At 55.8% G+C, this 19,071-nt stretch carries 18 protein-coding genes; 8 read left to right on the plus strand and 10 right to left on the minus strand.

Going from position 1 to position 19,071, the window contains the following annotated elements; translation table 11 throughout:
• Positions 1–22 precede the first annotated feature (22 nt).
• From prfB to ACR0BU_RS08995, 4 genes are all read left to right on the plus strand, one after another.
• Positions 23–1,150 carry a peptide chain release factor 2 gene (gene prfB / locus ACR0BU_RS08980; protein ID WP_299076004.1) on the plus strand — a complete coding sequence of 376 codons (1,128 nt, stop codon included), beginning with the start codon at positions 23–25 and terminating at the stop codon, positions 1,148–1,150.
• Positions 1,151–1,858, plus strand: coding sequence for a M50 family metallopeptidase (locus ACR0BU_RS08985; RefSeq protein WP_480736901.1), 708 nt, complete (start codon positions 1,151–1,153; stop codon positions 1,856–1,858).
• Between the two features lie 128 nt (positions 1,859–1,986).
• Positions 1,987–3,387: an amidase gene (locus ACR0BU_RS08990; RefSeq protein WP_480736902.1), complete on the plus strand. Its 1,401-nt coding sequence runs from the start codon at positions 1,987–1,989 to the stop codon at positions 3,385–3,387.
• A gap of 25 nt (positions 3,388–3,412) precedes the next feature.
• Positions 3,413–4,195 (plus strand): DUF2189 domain-containing protein, encoded by a 783-nt coding sequence (locus ACR0BU_RS08995; RefSeq protein WP_299887353.1) that lies wholly within the window; start codon positions 3,413–3,415, stop codon positions 4,193–4,195.
• A 7-nt stretch (positions 4,196–4,202) separates the two neighbouring features.
• Here ACR0BU_RS08995 and ACR0BU_RS09000 read toward each other — a convergent pair whose 3' ends face one another.
• The 4 genes from ACR0BU_RS09000 to ACR0BU_RS09015 form a co-directional block, all read right to left on the minus strand.
• Positions 4,203–4,949, minus strand: coding sequence for a helix-turn-helix domain-containing protein (locus ACR0BU_RS09000; protein WP_298936015.1), 747 nt, complete (start codon positions 4,947–4,949; stop codon positions 4,203–4,205).
• A gap of 317 nt (positions 4,950–5,266) precedes the next feature.
• Positions 5,267–5,827, minus strand: a complete 561-nt coding sequence (ilvN, locus tag ACR0BU_RS09005; protein ID WP_298936014.1) for an acetolactate synthase small subunit — start codon at positions 5,825–5,827, stop codon at positions 5,267–5,269.
• On the minus strand, positions 5,827–6,231 hold the full coding sequence (locus ACR0BU_RS09010) for a hypothetical protein (protein WP_298936013.1): 405 nt from the start codon (positions 6,229–6,231) through the stop codon (positions 5,827–5,829). Before ACR0BU_RS09010 ends, ilvN begins: the two co-directional genes overlap by 1 nt.
• Positions 6,232–6,236: 5 nt before the next feature.
• Entirely contained in the window at positions 6,237–7,988 is a 1,752-nt protein-coding gene (locus ACR0BU_RS09015; protein WP_298936012.1) for an acetolactate synthase 3 large subunit, read from the minus strand.
• 422 nt (positions 7,989–8,410) lie between these two features.
• On the opposite strand from ACR0BU_RS09015, the gene ACR0BU_RS09020 reads away from it, so the two are divergent.
• Positions 8,411–9,256: a HalD/BesD family halogenase gene (locus ACR0BU_RS09020; RefSeq protein ID WP_480736904.1), complete on the plus strand. Its 846-nt coding sequence runs from the start codon at positions 8,411–8,413 to the stop codon at positions 9,254–9,256.
• A 510-nt stretch (positions 9,257–9,766) separates the two neighbouring features.
• Here the strand turns inward: ACR0BU_RS09020 and ACR0BU_RS09025 are convergent.
• Entirely contained in the window at positions 9,767–10,414 is a 648-nt protein-coding gene (locus tag ACR0BU_RS09025) for a response regulator transcription factor (protein WP_298936010.1), read from the minus strand.
• Positions 10,411–11,844: a cache domain-containing protein gene (locus tag ACR0BU_RS09030; RefSeq protein WP_298936009.1), complete on the minus strand. Its 1,434-nt coding sequence runs from the start codon at positions 11,842–11,844 to the stop codon at positions 10,411–10,413. Before ACR0BU_RS09030 ends, ACR0BU_RS09025 begins: the two co-directional genes overlap by 4 nt.
• A 247-nt stretch (positions 11,845–12,091) precedes the next feature.
• On the opposite strand from ACR0BU_RS09030, the gene ACR0BU_RS09035 reads away from it, so the two are divergent.
• From ACR0BU_RS09035 to ACR0BU_RS09045, 3 genes are all read left to right on the plus strand, one after another.
• The gene (locus ACR0BU_RS09035) at positions 12,092–13,174 is read left to right on the plus strand and encodes a TRAP transporter substrate-binding protein (protein WP_298936008.1); all 1,083 of its coding nucleotides are present in this window, start codon (positions 12,092–12,094) and stop codon (positions 13,172–13,174) included.
• Between the two features lie 119 nt (positions 13,175–13,293).
• On the plus strand, positions 13,294–14,220 hold the full coding sequence (locus ACR0BU_RS09040; RefSeq protein ID WP_298936007.1) for a TRAP transporter small permease subunit: 927 nt from the start codon (positions 13,294–13,296) through the stop codon (positions 14,218–14,220).
• 17 nt (positions 14,221–14,237) lie between these two features.
• Positions 14,238–16,592: a TRAP transporter large permease gene (locus tag ACR0BU_RS09045; RefSeq protein ID WP_480736905.1), complete on the plus strand. Its 2,355-nt coding sequence runs from the start codon at positions 14,238–14,240 to the stop codon at positions 16,590–16,592.
• Positions 16,593–16,732: 140 nt separating this feature from the next.
• Here the strand turns inward: ACR0BU_RS09045 and ACR0BU_RS09050 are convergent, their stop codons facing one another.
• The 4 genes from ACR0BU_RS09050 to ACR0BU_RS09065 all read right to left on the minus strand — a co-directional run bounded on the left by ACR0BU_RS09050 (position 16,733) and on the right by ACR0BU_RS09065 (position 18,951).
• On the minus strand, positions 16,733–17,122 hold the full coding sequence (locus tag ACR0BU_RS09050; protein WP_298936005.1) for a VOC family protein: 390 nt from the start codon (positions 17,120–17,122) through the stop codon (positions 16,733–16,735).
• A gap of 7 nt (positions 17,123–17,129) precedes the next feature.
• Positions 17,130–17,954, minus strand: coding sequence for an arginyltransferase (locus tag ACR0BU_RS09055; RefSeq protein WP_480736906.1), 825 nt, complete (start codon positions 17,952–17,954; stop codon positions 17,130–17,132).
• Between the two features lie 75 nt (positions 17,955–18,029).
• Entirely contained in the window at positions 18,030–18,461 is a 432-nt protein-coding gene (locus ACR0BU_RS09060; protein ID WP_300066764.1) for an RDD family protein, read from the minus strand.
• Between the two features lie 67 nt (positions 18,462–18,528).
• Positions 18,529–18,951: a DUF2852 domain-containing protein gene (locus ACR0BU_RS09065; RefSeq protein ID WP_480736907.1), complete on the minus strand. Its 423-nt coding sequence runs from the start codon at positions 18,949–18,951 to the stop codon at positions 18,529–18,531.
• Between the last annotated feature and the right edge of the window lie 120 nt (positions 18,952–19,071).

The raw sequence follows: 19,071 nt of genomic DNA on the forward strand, positions 1-19,071 counted from the left end.
TTGAGCAAGTTGGGACCGTACCATGCGCGCCGAAACCCAGAATATCGTGGCGGAAATCGAAAAGTCGCTAGAGCTGTTGGCGCAGCGCATGGACTATGAAACCGCACCGCACCGGTTGGAGGAATTCAACGCGCGTGTTGAAGATCCCAATTTGTGGGACAGCCCTGAAAAGGCGCAAAAACTGATGCGCGAGCGTCAGATGCTTGTGGATGCAATTGAGACCTACGAGTCGATCAAAACAGATCTCGGTGACAATATCGAGCTGATCGAACTGGGCGAAATCGAAGAAGATGAAGAGGTCGTCCAAGACGCCGAAGGGGCCATCAAAAGCCTACAGCGAAAAGCGGCCAAGAAAGAGCTTGAGGCTCTGTTGGACGGCGAAGCAGACGGAAACGATACCTTCCTTGAAATCAATTCGGGCGCGGGCGGTACTGAAAGCTGCGACTGGGCCTCGATGCTGGCGCGCATGTATGTACGTTGGGCCGAGAAAAAGGGATACACGGTCGAGCTGCAATCCGAGACCTCGGGCGAAGAGGCGGGGATCAAATCGGCAGCTTACAAAATTTCGGGCCACAACGCGTATGGCTGGTTGAAATCCGAAAGCGGTGTGCACCGTTTGGTGCGCATCTCGCCCTTCGACTCGGCGGCCAAACGGCACACGTCGTTCAGTTCTGTCTGGGTCTATCCCGTCGTGGACGACAATATCGAGATTGACGTGAACCCGTCTGACATTCGTATCGATACCTACCGATCCTCTGGCGCGGGTGGTCAGCACGTCAACACGACAGACTCGGCGGTGCGGATCACGCACATTCCGACTGGGATCGTGGTGACCAGCTCTGTCAAATCGCAGCACCAGAACCGCGACATCGCCATGAAGGCCTTGAAATCGCGCCTGTATCAGCAAGAGCTGGATCGCAGACACGCCGATATCAACGCAGCCCACGAGGCTAAGGGTGACGCGGGCTGGGGCAACCAGATCCGGTCTTACGTTTTGCAGCCCTATCAGATGGTCAAAGATCTACGGACCAACCACGAAACGTCGGACACCAAGGGAGTGCTGGACGGAGATCTAGATGAGTTCATGGCGGCGACACTCGCGCTAAATGTGGCTGGCAAAAGTCGCTCCGAGGCGCAGGGCGAAGGCTAATTGCGTCAGCGTCTGACCTTTGCTGCAAACCTGATCACAGGCCATTGGCAGTTGATCGCCATTGTCGCAACCGTGTTCTTGTTGTGGAACACGCCGTTCATTTTTCCACTGAAGATCCTTGTTGTCTTCCTGCATGAGCTTTCGCACGCTTTGGCTATTGTTCTGACCGGCGGCTCTGTCGAAAGCTTCTCGGTTTCGCCCCAGCAGGGTGGTCTTGTGATCGGGCGGGGCGGCAACCGGTTTGTAAGTCTGTCTGCCGGATATCTGGGATCGCTCTTACTTGGAATGGGCCTGCTGATCATCGCCTTGCGCACAGATATGGACAGGGCCGTGCTTGGCGTGTTCGGCGGGGTCATGTTGCTTGTGACGCTTCTTTATGTCCGCGATCCCTTTGCCATGGCGTTCTGCGCGGGTTTTGGTGCAGTTATGCTGGGTGCTGCTTGGTATCTGAGCCGCAAGCTCTGTGATCTGGTACTACGAGTTATCGGGTTGACCAGCATGATCTACGTTCCGTTTGATATCTTTGACGACACCATAAGGCGCGCCGGTTTACGCTCGGATGCGTACATGCTGGCCGAAGAGTTTGGCGGAACAACGTTGATGTGGGGCGGGTTATGGTTGGTCCTCAGCTTTGTCATGATCATCTATTGTCTACGCTATATGCTGGGCCGCGATAGCAATCTGCGGTTTGACATCCGCGCCAGGTAGCCAAAACTCTCAGAACAGTGTGTTCGATTGGCAGGGTGAAAGATACATCCAAACTACGGGTTTAATTGAGTTAAAGCCCCGGCTAGGCTGATCGCAACAACAGAAAAGCCATAGCAGCTGAGGCCCCAATGACCCTAACCCAGACCTCTGCAACTGCATTGCTGTCGGAGATATGCGCCAGTCGATTGTCGGCATCGGAATTGATGCGCGCGACGTTGGACCGGATCCAAGCCATCAACGGTGAAGTTAATGCGATCGTGGCATTGCGCGATGAAGATGACTTGATGGCCGAGGCCAAAGCTATGGATGCCGCGCCAATCAAAGGCGCATTACACGGGCTGCCGATTGCGGTCAAAGATCTGGTCAATGTCGCAGGGGTTGTGTCATCGCAAGGGTCCCCGGTTTTTCGTGACTTCGTACCGGAAAAAGACGATCTGATAGCAGCCCGAATGCGACAGGCCGGGGCGATCCTGATCGGCAAGACAAACACGCCTGAATTTGGACTGGGGTCTCACACGTTTAACCCGGTCTACGGTGCCACACGAAATCCATATAACAGCGCACAGACCTGCGGCGGGTCGTCCGGTGGGGCAGCGGTTGCGTTGGCGACCGGTATGGTCGCTCTGGCCGATGGGTCTGACATGATGGGCAGCCTGCGCAACCCAGCAGCCTGGAACAACGTCTATGGATTTCGTCCAAGCTGGGGACGGGTCCCGCCCGAGCCTGTGGGCGATGCGTTTCTGCATCAACTGTCGACGCTTGGTCCGATGGCGCGTAGCCCCGAAGACCTGGGCGTGCTTCTGGATGTGATTTCAGGCCCCGATCCACGTCTTCCTCACGTTCATCACAGCGATGCTGTCTCGCCCGTCCAGGCTGCCGATTTGAAGGGGATGCGAATTGGATGGCTTGGGGATTGGACGGGCGCATTCCCGACCGAGGCGGGCATTTTGGATGTTTGCGAAACTGCGCTGGACGTTTTCGAAAACCTGGGCGCATATGTTGACCCGATAGCGGCGCCATTTGATGCCGAACAGATCTGGGACAGCTGGATCACGCTGCGATCCTGGAGTGTCGCGGCGGGGCTGGAGCCATTGCTGGAACAACGGGCATCCCTGAAAGACACCGCAATATGGGAGCTGGACCGAGGCCTCGCCATGACAGCGATGGATGTTCACCGCGCCAGTGCCATCCGATCCGATTGGTTCAGGCGGGCAGAAGAGTTGTTTCGCGACTATGATGCATTGGTGCTACCTTCGGCTCAGGTGTGGCCATTTGAGATCGAGGTGCCTTACCCCACCCAGATTGCGGCGCAGTCGATGGACACTTACCACCGGTGGATGCATGTGACTTTGCCGGTAAGCTTGCTGGGCTTGCCCTGTCTAGCGGCACCTGCTGGCTTCGGATCCAACGGGTTGCCAATGGGCCTGCAAGTGTTTGGCCCGCGCGGTGCGGATGCAAAACTGCTTTCGATTGGTGCAGCTTATCACGCCGAAACCCAGTGGCCGCAAAAGCATCCGGCAATGATTTAGCGCTATAAGGGAGGAGGAACAGAACATGGAAAAGCCGTTTGGTGCTCCACAGATGCGGCCGGTAGATGCGCAGATGCTGCGTGTATCCCTGCGGCAGGCCTGGGCTGACTTTCTGCGTGCGCCACAGTTTGGTTTGATCTTTGCTGGCTTCTATGTGCTGGCCGGTTGGGCAATCGCGTGGATCACGGTTCAGACAGGAACGACCTATTGGCTGGTTCTCGCTGCTATCGGGTTTCCGCTGATCGGTCCGTTTGCAGCCGTGGGTCTATATGAGGTGTCGCACCGGTTGGAGCAGGGCGAACCACTTGATCTAAAGTCGATTTTCGGTGTCGTTTTCCAGCAAAGCCGCCGCCAGTTGCCCTCGATCTGTGCCATCATAGTGGTGATGTTTCTGTTCTGGTTCTTTCTCGGTCACATGATTTTCGCATTGTTCATGGGGCTGTCGACAATGACGAATGTGTCCTCGTCGATTGATGTGTTTCTGACACCCAACGGATTGACGATGCTGGCGGTCGGAAGCGTTGTTGGGGCGGTGTTTGCGACCGTGCTTTACATGCTCACTGTTCTGTCGATCCCAATGCTATTGGATCGGGAACTGGATTTCGTCACTGCGATGATCTCAAGCTTTTCGTACGTCTCGGCCAATGCGCCCATTATGCTGGTCTGGGGGGCGTTCATTGCTTTGCTGACATTCGCGGCAATGGTGCCGTGGTTTTTGGGGTTGCTGGTCATTCTGCCCCTTTTGGGACACGCTAGCTGGCACTTGTACCGTCAGATTGCGCAAGGCAGCGACGAGGATTCACAATAACGGGTGATCAGGTGGTACGAGCCTCGGCCAATAGCGAACTGGTTTTCGAGGCACCGCAGTTTGATTTCCGCGCGGTGTCGAGCACCGCAGCCGTGTCCGCGTCAAGATGCTTGAGAACAACAGGCATAGGGCTTTGTGCCGAGGAAGGTTTGGTCACTGTGCCGAACCATCGGGTGGCATCACCTTCCAGGTCACGGGTCACCAAATAGACACGGCTGTCTTCCCCGTTGCGGCGCGATATCAGCATGTAAATGTGATCGTCGGCGCACACGGCAAACCCTTGTCTCTCGCGCGCCAAAGGCGGGGCATCGGGCATATCTCTGCGCGCGGTAAATCCGCGCAAAAGCGTGCATTGCGGCAGATGTCGCGCGTAAAGAAGACTAAGCTGTCGGTTGGATGATTCACCTTCAGTGACTGCATAGAAGCCCGGCGAAAGCGTATTTCTGTCATTTGCCTGAACACCCGACGTCAGAAAACTGGTCAGGGTGGTTAAAGTGCGGTTTTGATCCAGCGCCGGGATATCATCTATAGGCTTCAGCAGAATTCGGGCATCTACATTAAAGAACCTGCAGATCCGGTCGAGAACTTCAGCTCGAGGCACGCTTTCGCCAAACAGATACCTGTTGAACTGGGTGCGATTGACACCCAACTGACGACACAAAGCCGCAACAGACGGGTAGTCCTGTGTCAGCTGCCTGAGGTTGGCACCAAACATGGCGCGCAATTCAGCAGGGCTGCGAGTGTTGTTCGTCATAGTCGTCCCGGGCATTGGTCAATGCATAGTGCAAAAACGACAGCGTTGACCCGCAGGCCGTACGCATATCAAGAAATCGTACAGATGACCCCAAGCAACGTTTCCCCACGTCGCGTTGCGGCATCGAAGCTAGCGACCCGGATGGCAAACGCAATAGGCTCGACGTGAAAATGTGCGATCTTTTGGATGAAGAAGTCGGGTTATTGAAAGTCTAACGCGCAAAACCGATGGATTGCGTTGGAATTCCAGGTGCAATGCCACCCGGAGTTATCCCCGCCCCAGTCTTTTATGCAATCTAGGGCAGGGACGACTTTCGATCAGTCGCCACGCAGCAGGGCGGCGACTCCGGTGCGGGCAATTTCTGCAAGGCCTAAAGGGCGCATCAGGTCGGCAAAAGCATCGATCTTGTCCGGCGCGCCGGTGATCTCAAAAATGAATGAGTTCAGCGTGCTGTCTACTACGTTCGCACGGAAGATATCGGCCAGTCGCAGCGCCTCGACCCGCTTGTCGCCGTCACCCACCACTTTGATGATGGCCAATTCGCGTTCGACCGACGAACCCTCGACCGTCAGATCATGTACATCGCGTACCGAAACAATGCGGCCAAGTTGAGCCTTGATCTGTTCTATCACCTGCGGCGTGCCGGTAGTGACGATGGTAATGCGGCTCAGGTGGCCGGTATGATCCACCTCGGCCACCGTCAGGCTCTCGATGTTGTAACCACGGCCCGAGAACAAGCCGATAACACGGGCCAGGACACCCGGTTCGTTCTCGACAAGAACCGCAATGGTATGGCGTTCCTGTACGTCCGAGAAGGTTGGCCGTAGATTATAGGCCGAATGGCGTGTGGAGCCTTTTTTGATATGTAGGGCAGACATTAGACATCGTCCTTCTTTAGAGTATCCTCAGGAAATGGGCCGCGTACCATCATGACATCCAGTGCTTCTTTCGCTGCATCCCTCAGCTCCTGCCATGCAGAAAGCTCAAACACTTCCTGCAAGGAAGGCAGCGAAGCAGGTGATTTTTGGCAAACATCATTGAATACGCAAGAGTATTTCCGAAGCGCGATTTCCTCAGATTGTGAATACAGAGGCCCTGAGAGCTGTGATTGGTCACCATGGAAGACGTCATCAAATTGATTGATGACCTCACTTGGAACCGAAACCTCGGGAGCCTCATTTTGGTATTTCAGTTGAGCAGGCCACGAAGACGCCAGTTCCAACGCCTCAATTTGACGATTTCGAAGGCGTTGCCTGACAAGCATATTCTCTTGGTACGCCATCAGTCTCAAACTAAAACCGATCCCTTGCTATCGATCACGCCTTGCGTTTCGGCCTCGCCCAGCAGCATCTCGTTGTGGGCTTTGCCTGACGGGATCATGGGAAAGCAGTTCTCGTGCTTTTCGACGAGGCAGTCAAAGATCACCGGGCCGTCGTAATTGATCATCTCCATGATCGCATCGTCCAGATCAGCAGGGTCGGAACACAGGATACCCTTGGCTCCGAACGCCTCGGCCAACTTGACGAAATCGGGCAGGGCTTCGGACCAGCTGTGCGAATAACGCTCGCCATGCAGCAGTTCCTGCCACTGGCGCACCATGCCCAGACGTTCGTTGTTCAGGATGAATTGTTTTACCGGCAGACGATATTGAGCTGCAGTGCCCATTTCCTGCATGTTCATCAGCCACGACGCCTCACCAGCCACATTGATCACCAGAGCATCCGGGTGGGCCATCTGCACCCCGATTGAGGCGGGGAAGCCATAGCCCATGGTGCCCAGCCCTCCGGATGTCATCCAACGGTTGGGATCTTCGAAGCCAAGGTACTGCGCGGCCCACATCTGATGCTGACCAACTTCGGTGGTGATGTACCGATCGTGCTTTTTGGTCAGTTCCTCAAGCCGTTCCAACGCATATTGCGGTTTGATGGTCTTTTCGCTGTTGGTGTACGCAAGGCAATTCACCTTGCGCCATTCAGCAATTTGACCCTGCCACTGCTTAACGTTCGCGGCATCCGTTTTGCGGCCGCGCGCTTTCCAGACCTTCAGAATATCCTCAAGCACATGACCCACATCGCCGACAATCGGGATGTCCACACGGATCACTTTGTTGATCGAGCTTGGGTCGATATCAATATGCGCCTTTTTCGAATTGGGCGAGAACGCATCGATCCGTCCGGTGATACGGTCATCAAACCGCGCCCCGATATTGATCATCAGGTCGCAGTCATGCATCGCCAGATTGGCTTCATAAAGACCATGCATGCCCAGCATGCCCAGCCAGTTCTTGCCTGAGGCCGGATAGGCGCCCAGACCCATCAGGGTCGAGGTGATCGGGAATCCGGTTGCATCCACCAACTCGCGCAGCAATTGGCTGGCCGCGGGGCCGGAGTTGATGACGCCTCCGCCGGTGTAGAAGACGGGTTTCTTTGCGGTTTCAATTGCGGCAACCAACTCGGTGATCTCTTCCAGATCACCTTTCAGAACAGGTTGGTAGTGTGAGCTTGACGGTTTTGGTGCGCTGTATTCACCATTTGCAAACTGCACGTCCTTTGGAATGTCGACAAGAACCGGGCCGGGGCGGCCCGAGGTTGCGACATGGAATGCCTCATGCATCGTTGTGGCCAGCGAATCCGTGTCCTTCACCAACCAGTTGTGCTTGGTGCAGGGGCGGGTGATGCCAACGGTGTCTGCCTCCTGAAAGGCGTCCGAGCCGATCATGAAGGTGGGCACCTGTCCGGTCAGAACGATAATCGGGATCGAATCCAGCAAAGCATCTGTCAGGCCGGTCACCGCGTTTGTGGCACCGGGACCAGAAGTCACAAGCGCGACACCCGGCTTGCCGGTCGAACGGGCATAGCCTTCGGCGGCGTGAACCGCGCCCTGTTCGTGACGCACCAGAATGTGACGGATGTCGTTTTGCAGAAAGATCTCGTCATAGATCGGTAGCACGGCGCCACCGGGGTATCCGAATACCGTGTCCACGCCCTGATCCTTGAGGGCCTGAACTACCATCTTTGCGCCGGTCATCTCACGTGTCATCTGCTTTGCTCCGTTCGCGACATGTGTCTTGCGTTTGACAAAAAAAAGCCCCCGATCATTCGGAGGCGCATGGGTTCGATTATGGTTTACCGTTACCGGCCCATGCGCGTGTTTCCTACGATTACGACTAGCGTTCTCATCGCCAGAGGCTCCTTTTTGCTTGGAAGGGACATTATGGGCGAGCGAAAGGGGCGTCAACAGGCAATTGCGCCAATTTTCTAACTTGAGGGCGGGATTTTGCGACATTTTATTGCGCAAATTGCCGCATGATCAGAACATCCGGGAAAATTTAGGAAAAAATAGCCCCGTGTGCGGTTTTTCTGACTTGTCCGAAAGCGTCAGGCCGGTGTCCAAAACTGGCATGATTTGAGATCTCTGCTGCGTCACGCTGATCCTGAGAGCGCAAACACGGGAGGCGGCGTATGCTACACGATTTAGTGGATCTTGGACGGTATCCGATCGATCGCCCGGATTCGCCGGCGTATGACCGGATGATCGAGGATTTGCAGCGCGAGCTGGGTCAGGATGGATGTGCTGTGATGCCTGGCTTTGTACATCCGAAGGGGATTGAACTGTTGGTCAGCGAGGCAGAAGCCGTTGCGCCCTTGGCGCATCGTTCATTCAACCGCACCAATGCTTACTTCACCAAGGACGATCCGAGATTTGGCGTGGGTCATCCGATCCGGCGGTTTTACGACCGTTCAAACGCTTTTGTCCCCGCTGATAATTTTACCAAGTCCGGTCCCTTGCGGAGGATCTATGAATTCAAAGGATTTCTTCCCTTTATCCGTGCGGCATTGGGGAAACCGGCCGATCGGTTTTTTCGGTATGATGACCCGCTTGCGGATGTGATTGTCAACGTGGTTGAAGAAGGGCAGGGGTTTCCCTGGCATTTTGACACCAACAATTACACCGTGACGCTGGCCATCCAGAACGGTGAGGCAGGCGGGGCGTTTGAATATGCGCCCAATTTGCGCACATCCGAGGATGAGAATTTCGACAAGGTTGCATCGGTTTTGGATGGCAACGGGGCCTTGGTTCGTCGCCTTGAACTGCACCCGGGGGATCTGCAGATATTCAGGGGCCGGTATTCTCTGCACCGGGTTGCGCCGGTGACGGGTAAGCGCCGGCGGTATGTCGGCATATTCTCGTTCGTTGAAGCTGAAGGCATGTGCGGTGGCATTGAACGGACCCGGCAACTTTATGGGCGTGTCTTGCCGCACCATCATGCCCGTGAAGGGATGCGTAAGGATCAGTTGCTGGATTGAGAGGCGCCAGCATGTAACGGCGTTTTTTCAAGCGGGATGTCTCGGACGCCAAGGCTATCGCAGTTCACGCCGTTTATATTGTGCAGTTCACTGAAGGCGCAGATCGATTTTTACTTCGGCGGCCGTGGGTTACGTGCGGGCTTACGCAAGAGAACCATGCATTTTTGCGCAATAGCTTGGTGGCGATCAGTTGGCTGAAATACCCGCTCCGAACTGATGCCAAGCTGTTGCGCGATGACCAATCCTTTTCCATTGATGTTGAGGGGATAGACGCGCTTTTTGAAGTCTTGTGTCTCAGGCTGGAGGATTGCCGGACGGGCGTGTCCGGCCTCCGTTCGACCAATCTTATCAACAGCGTGAGTTCGATGAGTTGGATGAAAAGAGCACGTTGGTGTTTTCGGGGAAGGCATTCAAAGCGGGGCGTAAATGCTCCCGCCCATCGTCAACGCGCTTTCAGCGCATGTCCTCTGGTTGGGCTGCGCAGCGCTGCGCGCTGCGGGTACGCATAAGTTAGAAGCCGACCCCGGTGCCTTGCAGCACGCCATGTTCAAGCGCGTAGCGGGTCAGGCCGGCTGTTGAAGAGATACCCAGTTTGCGTTTGATATTCTTGCGGTGTGTCTCGACCGTGCGCACTGAGATATCAAGCGTCTGGGCAACCTGTTTGTTGGATTTTCCCTGCGCCAGCTCCAGCAGAATTGTTTGTTCCCGACCGGTAAGCGCCTCGCGTGTGCTGTCACCTTTGGGCTGCAGGGACAGGCTGGCACCGGTGCACAGATATTGCTCGCCGCGCATAACCGCATCGATGGCCTGTTTGATCTCTTCCGTCGGAACATCCTTAAGAATATACCCCTTCGCGCCATGGTTGAGCGCGGTCGAGATGTATTCAGGGCTGTCATGCATTGACAGGATCAGAACGCGGGTTTCGGGCAATTGTTCGAGAATGATCTCGGTTGCGCTGAGCCCGCCAAGGCCGGGCATGTTCAAATCCATCAACACCACATCCGGCGCCAGTTGCGTGGCCTGATCCACCGCCGCCTGCCCACTGCCCAATGTTCCAACCACCGCGATCTCGTCATAGGATTCGAGGATGGATTGAATACCTTCGGCGACCATTGGATGGTCATCAACGATCAGAACTCGGATCTTTTCGGCGCTCATGTACCGGCCTTTCGGTTCGGAGTTGCGTCAGTCTGTGGCGGCAGCAAATGGCTCAGCGGCAGGCTGGCTTCGATCACTGTGCCGCCGCGCGGCCCGCGTGATGACAGAATGCGCAGTGATCCGTCAAGCTGCTCAATGCGCTCCTGCATGTTGCGCAAGCCGATACCGGTGCCAGTTTGTCCCGGTTCTGAACGCAACCCCCGGCCATTGTCGGTGATGCGCATGGTCGCCCCCTTTTTGTGCCCGCGCAGATCAATTGTAACACGAGATGCATCTGCGTGGCGTTCAATGTTTGTAAGGGCTTCCTGCGCAATCCGGTAGAGCGCGATCTTGCTGTCTTGATCCAGCCGGTTGCGGAAGACCACGGTTGAGAAATCCGTTTCAATCCCCGTGCGGTCGCGGAAATCATCGGTCAGAGCCTTCAGGGCAGGGCCAAGACCAAGATCATCCAGCACGCCGGGTCTTAAATCACGGCTGATGCGGCGCACCTCGGTGATCGCCGATCCCAGATGATCGATACCCTTGTCCAGTGGCGCACGTGCCCCCTCATCATCGCCGCGGGAAAGCCGTCGTCGGGCGTTGTCCAACGCATAGCGGACACCCACAAGGATCTGGCTGATGCCGTCATGCAATTCGCGCGCGACCCGGCCGCGCTCTTCTTCCTGAGCGTCGAACACGCGCTGCGTCAGCTCTTTCAACTTGGCGTCTGCGAGACGTCTTTCGCGGATGTTCAACAACATTCCCGAGGCGAACACGATCAAAACTGCAGCGGTCACAATTGCGCCGATATACATAAATGTGCGCTGTACCCGTGCCTCAACCTCGGCTCGGGCATTGGCGACAGTGGCTACGATATCGTCAATGAACACGCCGGTGCCCACAACCCAACGCCAGTCTTGCAACCCAACCACATAGGCGATCATCCGGGCCTCTTCCCCGGTTGACGGCTTTTGCCACATGAAACTGTGCCACCCCGCACCTTGTCGCGCGAGGCGAATGAACTCATCCACAATCGGAGTGCCGTCGCTGTCGGTCAGGCCTTCCCAGTTGCGGTTGATGAATTGAGTCTGACGAGGGCTCACCAGATTTTTGCCGTCGTAATCATAGACAAAAAAGAACCCATCCTGACCATAAATCATGGCAGACAAGATTTGCGAAACAAGATTCTTTGAAACTTCGTCATCCGGTTCGGCCCGGCCATAAATATAGGCAAACCCGTTTCTGGCCTGGGTTACATAGTTCCGCAATTCTTCCTTCTTGGCCTCGATCAGGCTGCGCTCCAGCGCCCGGATTTCCCGCTCGGCGGTTGCGCGCGCCTCATAGGCGACCAGCACGGCAATCGCCGCAACGGCGAGGACCAAGGGAATTGCCGCTACCAACGACAGTTTCTGGGCGTAGTTCAGCGAGACCATGTTTCGAAATCTTTGCATGGTCGAATCGATACGCAAGCGGCGGCGAAAATGCAAAAAGATTGGGCGCGCGCGGGTGATATTGCCCCAGTTACCCGTCCTAGGCTGGCAAATCGCCCATATTTTTTGGCGAAAACCGGAAAGAAAGCCGGATCTCTACGCAGTAATAGGTATTCCTTTTCAGGTCGCGGACACTAGTCTGACGCTCACTGAATGCGACAGGCCCAAAGTTTCTTGGGTCAGGACTATTAAGGGGAGGAATACTCATATGGATCGTCGTTCATTTCTGAAAAAATCCGCGCTGGGCGGCTCGGCTGCTGCGGCAACCACTTTGGCAGCACCGGCATATGCGCAGGGCAAGCGCACTCTGACCATGGTCACCTCGTGGGGTCGTGGCCTTGCGGGCGTCTTTGACAGCGCTCAGCGTTGTGCCGACAGCATCACGACTATGTCGGATGGCAATCTGAACGTTGAAATCAAAGCAGCTGGTGAACTGGTTGGCGCCTTCGAAGTGTTCGACGCCGTGTCGTCGGGTCAGGCCGACATGTACCACGCGGCGGATTACTACTTTGTCGGTCAGCATCCGGGCTATGCCTTCTTTACCGCAGTTCCATTCGGAATGACCGCGCAGGAACTGGTGAACTGGTACTACCACGCCGGTGGCATGCAACTGCATGACGAATTGGGCGAGATCTTTGGCCTGAAATCCTTCTTGGCCGGCAACACTGGTGCCCAGGCAGGCGGCTGGTTCTCGAAAGAGATCAACAGCCCTGAAGATTTCAACGGTTTGAAATTCCGTATGCCAGGTCTGGGTGGCGAGGCGCTGGGTAAACTGGGTGCATCTGTTCAGAACATTCCGGGTTCAGAAGTGTATCAGGCCCTGTCATCCGGCGCGCTTGACGGAACCGAGTGGATCGGTCCATGGGCCGACGAAAAGGCGGGTTTCCAGGAAATCACCAAGACCTACTACACCGCAGGCTTCCACGAACCGGGCGCGGGACTGTCGCTGGCGACAAACCGCGAGGTTTATGACAGCCTGTCAGCAGCGCAGCAGAAGATCATCGAGATCGCCGCAGGTGAATGCCACCAGTGGAACCTGGCGCAATTCCTGGCCAATAACGGCGCGGCGCTGCAGCGTCTGCAGGCCGCTGGCGTCAAGGTCTTGGAATTCCCTCAGCCTGTTTGGGATGCCTTTGGTCAGGCAAGCCAGGAAGTGCTGGATCAGTATATGGGTGATGACCTGTTCAAGCGTATCCACGACAGCGCAATGACGTCGATGGCGGCGTCCTCGGCTTGGAACAACCTGTCATCGGGTGTCTATACCGCAGAGCGTGACCGCGTTCGCGGCTAACATACACCGCTGAGATCAAACGGTTTCCCCGCGACTGTGGGGAAACCTTTCCTGTTGCAATTGCGTGGGTTGGACAAGCCCAATAATCAGCAAGGCAACTGACGCGACCTGGGGACAACATGCAGGACGAAAACGGTATCTCGTTCTTCGGCGCCCTGTGGAACGGACTGGTCTGGTTCGTTCAGAACATTGCCGAAGCCTTCTATAATTTCGGATACGCCATCACGCATCCGCATCTCTGGCTGAACTGGTCGGACAAAGAAGCGATCATGCGCTTTGTCTATTACGGCGGGTCGGTCGAGTTCTTCTTTGTGATCTTTGCCCTGTTTTTGGTTTTGACGGCTATCGGCCTGTACTACCGGAATTTCATGTGGGGCATCGTGCGGGGCCTTGAGGGCTTTGCCAACACAACCGGGCGGTTCTTTGCCTGGGCGGGTTTGTTGATGGTGATCCAGCAGATCGTGATCGTTTTCATGCAGCGGGTTTTTACACGACCGGATATGGCCTTTGGCTTGGGTATTCCGTTCCAGATGGATATCAGTTGGTTCGCGGAAGAGCTCAAACTCTACAACGCTATGGTCGTCTGCCTGTGTTGCACCTACACCTTCGTGCAGGGCGGACATGTGCGGGTTGATCTGATCTATGCAGGGATAAGCCACCGTGCCAAACGTGTTGTGGATATGCTGGGCGCGGTTCTGTTCATGATGCCTATGGCTGTGCTGACCTGGATGTATGGTTGGTATTTCATGTGGCGCCACCTGATCGTACCGAAACCATCAGCCAGCGATACACTGGATCGCTTGGTCATGAAATCCCGCGCGATGCGCTGGAATGTCGAAACCATCGGGTTCAGCCCCAACGGATTCAACGCTTACTTCCTGTTCAAAATCCTGCTGGTGGCCTTTGCGGCGATGGTGTTCCTGCATGCGATCGCGTTCCTGTACCGCTCGTATCTGGAATATGTCGAAGGACCGGAAAGCGCTGGAAAATACCTCGACAAGGACAGCCTTGGTGAGGGTGAAGAAGCCTACGAAGGCGCACATTAGGGACGGAGACCCAGACAATGTTATTCGGACTTGATGGCGTCGAGATAGGCCTCATTATCGTATTTTTCTGCCTTTTCGGAGGCATCCTTTCCGGTTTCCCTGTGGCCTTTGCCATCGGCGGGGCCGGGGTAATCTCATTCGGAATCATCGCTGCGCTGGACAGTTCCGGCCTGCTGATACATCAGGCGATCGATACAAGCTCGCAGATGTATCGGGATCTGGTTGCGACAGGCGTCAAACCCGACGCGGTATCCGTTTTCCGATATCCGGACTTGCCGAGGATAGGCGAGCCTGTGTTCCCCTCGGGCTGGGAAACTGCGCTGGACCGCAACGTATCCTTCATCGTGAACCGTATGAACGAACGTGTTCTTGCGGGGCAATCTATCGAAACGCTGCTGGCAGTTTTGATGTTCGTTCTGATGGGCATCACGCTGGAACGGTCGAAAATCGCGAATGATCTGCTAACCACAATGGCCCGGGTGTTTGGCCCGCTGCCGGGTGGTCTGGCTGTATCCATTGTGGTTGTGGGCGCGTTTCTTGCGGCCTCGACCGGGATCGTCGGCGCAACCGTGGTGACGATGGGTCTGTTGGCCCTGCCGACTATGTTGCGCAACAACTATTCGCCGGAGCTGGCGACGGGTGTGATAGCGGCTTCGGGGACATTGGGACAGATCATTCCACCTTCGATTGTGATCGTTCTGTTGGGGACGCTGGCCGGAGACCTGTATTCATCGGCGCAGGAAGCCCGTGCAGTTGAGGCAGGTTGTAGCGATGCGTTGACCTATCTTGGTGAACCCGCGGTTGTGTCGGTCGGCACGTTGTTTCAGGCAGCCTTGCTGCCGGGGATCATGTTGGCGTTGCTTTATGCGCTTTATGCATTTGGCTATGCGCTGTTGAACCCCGACAAGGCACCCGCTGTGCCGATGTCCGGTGGAAGTGGCGAACCGATCACCCGCGCGGAAGGCCTGACCTGGTTGCTGGCAGCCCCGGTGGGTCTGATCGTTGGCGCCGTGTTTCTGGGCAGTGTTGGACTGATCGGCAGCCAGAACGTCACGGTATCAGCATTCTCGGATGTCGGGCAGGGTGCATCACTGCGCACCAATGTGCCTGAAGAGTGCAAGATTTCGATGATTGATCTGCATGGTCAGGCGGCGTGGGATCAAGCGATTGCCGAGCAGGAAGAGATCGACGCAGCTGGTGGTGTATCGAATGCGGAACGCCTGAGTGAGGAAGATCTTGTCGCGGCGCGTGACGCGAAGATTGCGGCAGCAGCTCCGATCGGGAATGGCGTGGCGGTTATTGCAGTTCTGCTGGGGCTGACGTTGGTTTTGGGTCGGGGCATCGCACCGTCGCGGACACCGCAGCCTTTGATCGTTGGTGCGATTGGTTTGTTGTTGATGCTGCTGGTCGATGTCTTATTCATCTCGCCAACAACATCGTCTGGCTGGACTTTCGTTCGATTGGCAGGCCCATTTGCCCTTGCCATGTATGGCTGCAAGGAAGCCGCTGCGCGCTGCGCGACAAATGATCTGATCCGGGTGGTGTTCCCACCTTTGGTTCTGATCATCGCGGTGCTGGGCTCGATCCTTGGCGGTGTGACCAATCCGACCCCAGCCGCTGCTTTGGGTGCGGGCGGCGCGATCATGCTGGCGGCCTATCGGAAGCTTCAGGATCAGGGTCGGTCCAGCAGTGTGATCATCTGGTCGACCTTTGCCGTCATCATCTGCCTGCTTCTCGGCGTGAATTTCGATTTGCGCGTCAATCAGGGCGGGGTGTCGTTCGAAAGCTGGGTCGCGTTCTTCCTTGCTTATGCCGCCTATATCTACGCCCTGTTTGGCTTGGTTTACGGATGTTGGGTCTTGTTCACCGGTGGCGTCCTGACGCCTGTGGTGCGCGAGACGGCCAAGGTGACGTCGATGGTGTTCACCATCCTGATCGGGTCGCAATTGCTGAACCTGGTGGTGATCTCATTTGGTGGAGAGCACTATATCCAGCAATTCCTCAAGAGCTTTGACAATGAATTCACCGTATTCCTGATCGTGATGCTGGTGTTGTTCATCCTTGGCTTTGTGCTGGATTTCCTAGAGATCATCTACATCGTCATCCCCATCGTGGGTCCGGTGATCTATGGCGGATCGTTTGATCCGAAATGGGTCACAATCATGGTGGCTGTGAACCTGCAGACGTCGTTCCTGACGCCTCCGTTTGGGTTCGCGCTGTTCTATTTGCGAGGGGTGGCACCAAAAGAGGTGACGACCGGGCATATCTATCGAGGGATCATCCCATTCGTGATCATTCAGGTGGTGGGTATCGCGATCTTGTGGTTCTTCCCAACGATCGTGACCATCGTGCCGGATCTGATCCCGAATTGAGGATCGGCGAAGCTACTGGTTAAAGGAAAAGGGAGCCAATCGGCCCCCTTTGCTTTGTGCCGGATATTAAGGGGCTCTGCCCCTTCTTGGCCTTAGGCCAATTCAACCCCGGGATGCTTTCAGCCAGATGAAGATTTGGATCAGGTGAATTGAATCAGATCCCATCGATTGCCGAACGGGTCGCGCCAAACTGCAACGGAGCCATAGGGTTCGTGGCGGGGGGCTTCTTCGAAGGTGACGCCTTTGGCCAGCATGGCAGCGTGGTCGCGGGTGAAATCGTCTGTTTGCAGAAAGAAGCCGACGCGCCCTCCGGTCTGATTGCCGATTGCAGCGTGTTGTTCCGACCCGACCGCTTCTGCCAGCAAAAGCGATGCGTCGCCCGACCCCGGAGGCGTTACGCGGACCCAGCGTTTCCCTCCCCCAAGATCGATGTCCTGTACCAGTTCGAAATCCAGCGTTTCGGTATAGAACGCGATGGCATCATCATAGTCAGGCACCACAAGGGTGACTGCATGGAGGGATTGCTGCATTTGACTTCTAGCCTTTGGTCGGGTGACGATCCGGCAACTGAATGTTGGCGACCTGCTCGGCGATCGGGGCGGATGAGAGTGGATGATGTGACGGATCCTGATACGCGGTCGGGTCGTCGATCTTCTGCCATTCGCCCTGAACATAGGCTTCCAACCCTGCGAACTTGGCTTTGTAGCCCATCTTGGGGCTGCCTGGGACCCAATAGCCTAGATAGATGTAGGGCAGGCCAGCCTCGCGGGCGATATCGATGTGGTCGAGAATCATATAGGTACCAAGGGAATTCTGCGGCTGCACAGGGTTATAAAACGAATAGACCATGCTAAGCCCATCATCCAGGACATCGGTCAGGCTGACGGCGATCAAATCGCCGTTTTCGGGATCCGTGTATTCGACGATACGGCTGCGGATCGGGGTCTCTTCGATCATCGCCGCAAATTCAAACACGTCCATGTCCGCCATACCACCGTCGGCATGTCGGTTGTCGAGATATCCGCGAAACAGATCGTACTGCTCGTCGGTTGCCCAAGGAGATTTCGCGCTGCGTTGCAGGTAAGAATTGCGCTTGATTGCGCGCTTCTGACTTTTTGAGGGTTGGAAGGCTGAAACGTCGATCCTTGCGGACAGACACGCAGAGCAGTCCGTGCAGGAGGGTCGATACAAGACGTTTTGTGACCGGCGAAACCCTTGTTGCGACAGCGAGTTGTTTAGCTGATCCGCGCCTTCGCCCTGCAGGGCGGTAAACAACTTCCGCTCCATCCTGCCCTCAAGATAAGGGCAGGGCTGAGGGGCTGTCACATAGAATTGTGGCGCAATGGGCAGCGTGTGTCGCATGAAGGTCCTGTGTAGCCTCAAACCGGATGATAGCAACGGTTTTTCTGGCCGCCAAGTGATTCACACGAAGGATTTTCAGGCGCGTTGATTGATCATGACAGTGCCGAGGAACGCATCTGTCAGTCCCTGACAGCGCGCGCTGGTCATCATCATGATAACCGAGATGATCTGGATCACCGGGAACATCATGCTGACAAAGTAGCCGGCAGTGTGGGCAATCGCCTTGCCGGTGTCCATCTTTTCACCGAATGCATCGCGCAGCTCGATCCCCATGAAGCGCATGCCCAATGTGGCCGATCCGTTCGCGATCGTGACGACGCGGTAGACAAAACTGACGACCGCGTAAATCAGCGCGAGGATGAAAAACCCAAGTCCGAAAGTCAGCAGGATTGCCACGGTGCACAGCAGTGAAATAAAGGCGATATCGAACAGCCAGGCGACAAAGCGTTTTGTCGTCACAGACCTGTAGAATTCAGGTTGGCGATCGGGATCGGGCAGGTTTGTCATAATCGGAATATCCAGGTGATGGTGTCAGATAACCCTGTCCCGAACAATCGGAACAGGGCAAGCGGGATCAGGCAGGTTCACCTTTGTCAGTTTCTTCATGGTTCTCGCGAGCGCGATCATTCATGAACTGGTCGAATTCTGCCTTGTCTTTGGCTTCACGCAGTCGGCGCAGGAAGGCTTCGAAATCCTGTTGTTCGCGTTCCAGACGAGCCAGGGTGTCCGATTTGTAAGCGTCAAACGCACTGTTGCCGGACGGCTTCATCGTGCTCATGTGGCTTTGCCAGGATTTGCGGCGACTGCAGGACTTGCTGAACATTCGTTTGCTCCAGATCATATAGGCCAGAAAGGCAAGGCCGATCGGCCAGAAGAAGATGAATCCAAGGACCATAGCAGCGATCCAGGCGCCTTTGCCTTTGTCGTCAAGCCAGGCCTCGGCACGATAGAACCATCCCGGGTTTTGCGGGGTGACGGGTTCAGTTAGTGCAGTCATTTGGGCTCTCCAGGGTTGATGTAAATTCCTTTCACATTGTCTAGATGGGGTCCATTTAGCTGGATGCAAGAGGTCGATGTGAAAAAGATTTACATTTTGCGATTTGGTTGACGCGGCATG

It is taken from the genome of Ruegeria sp. CK2, from assembly GCF_056536585.1.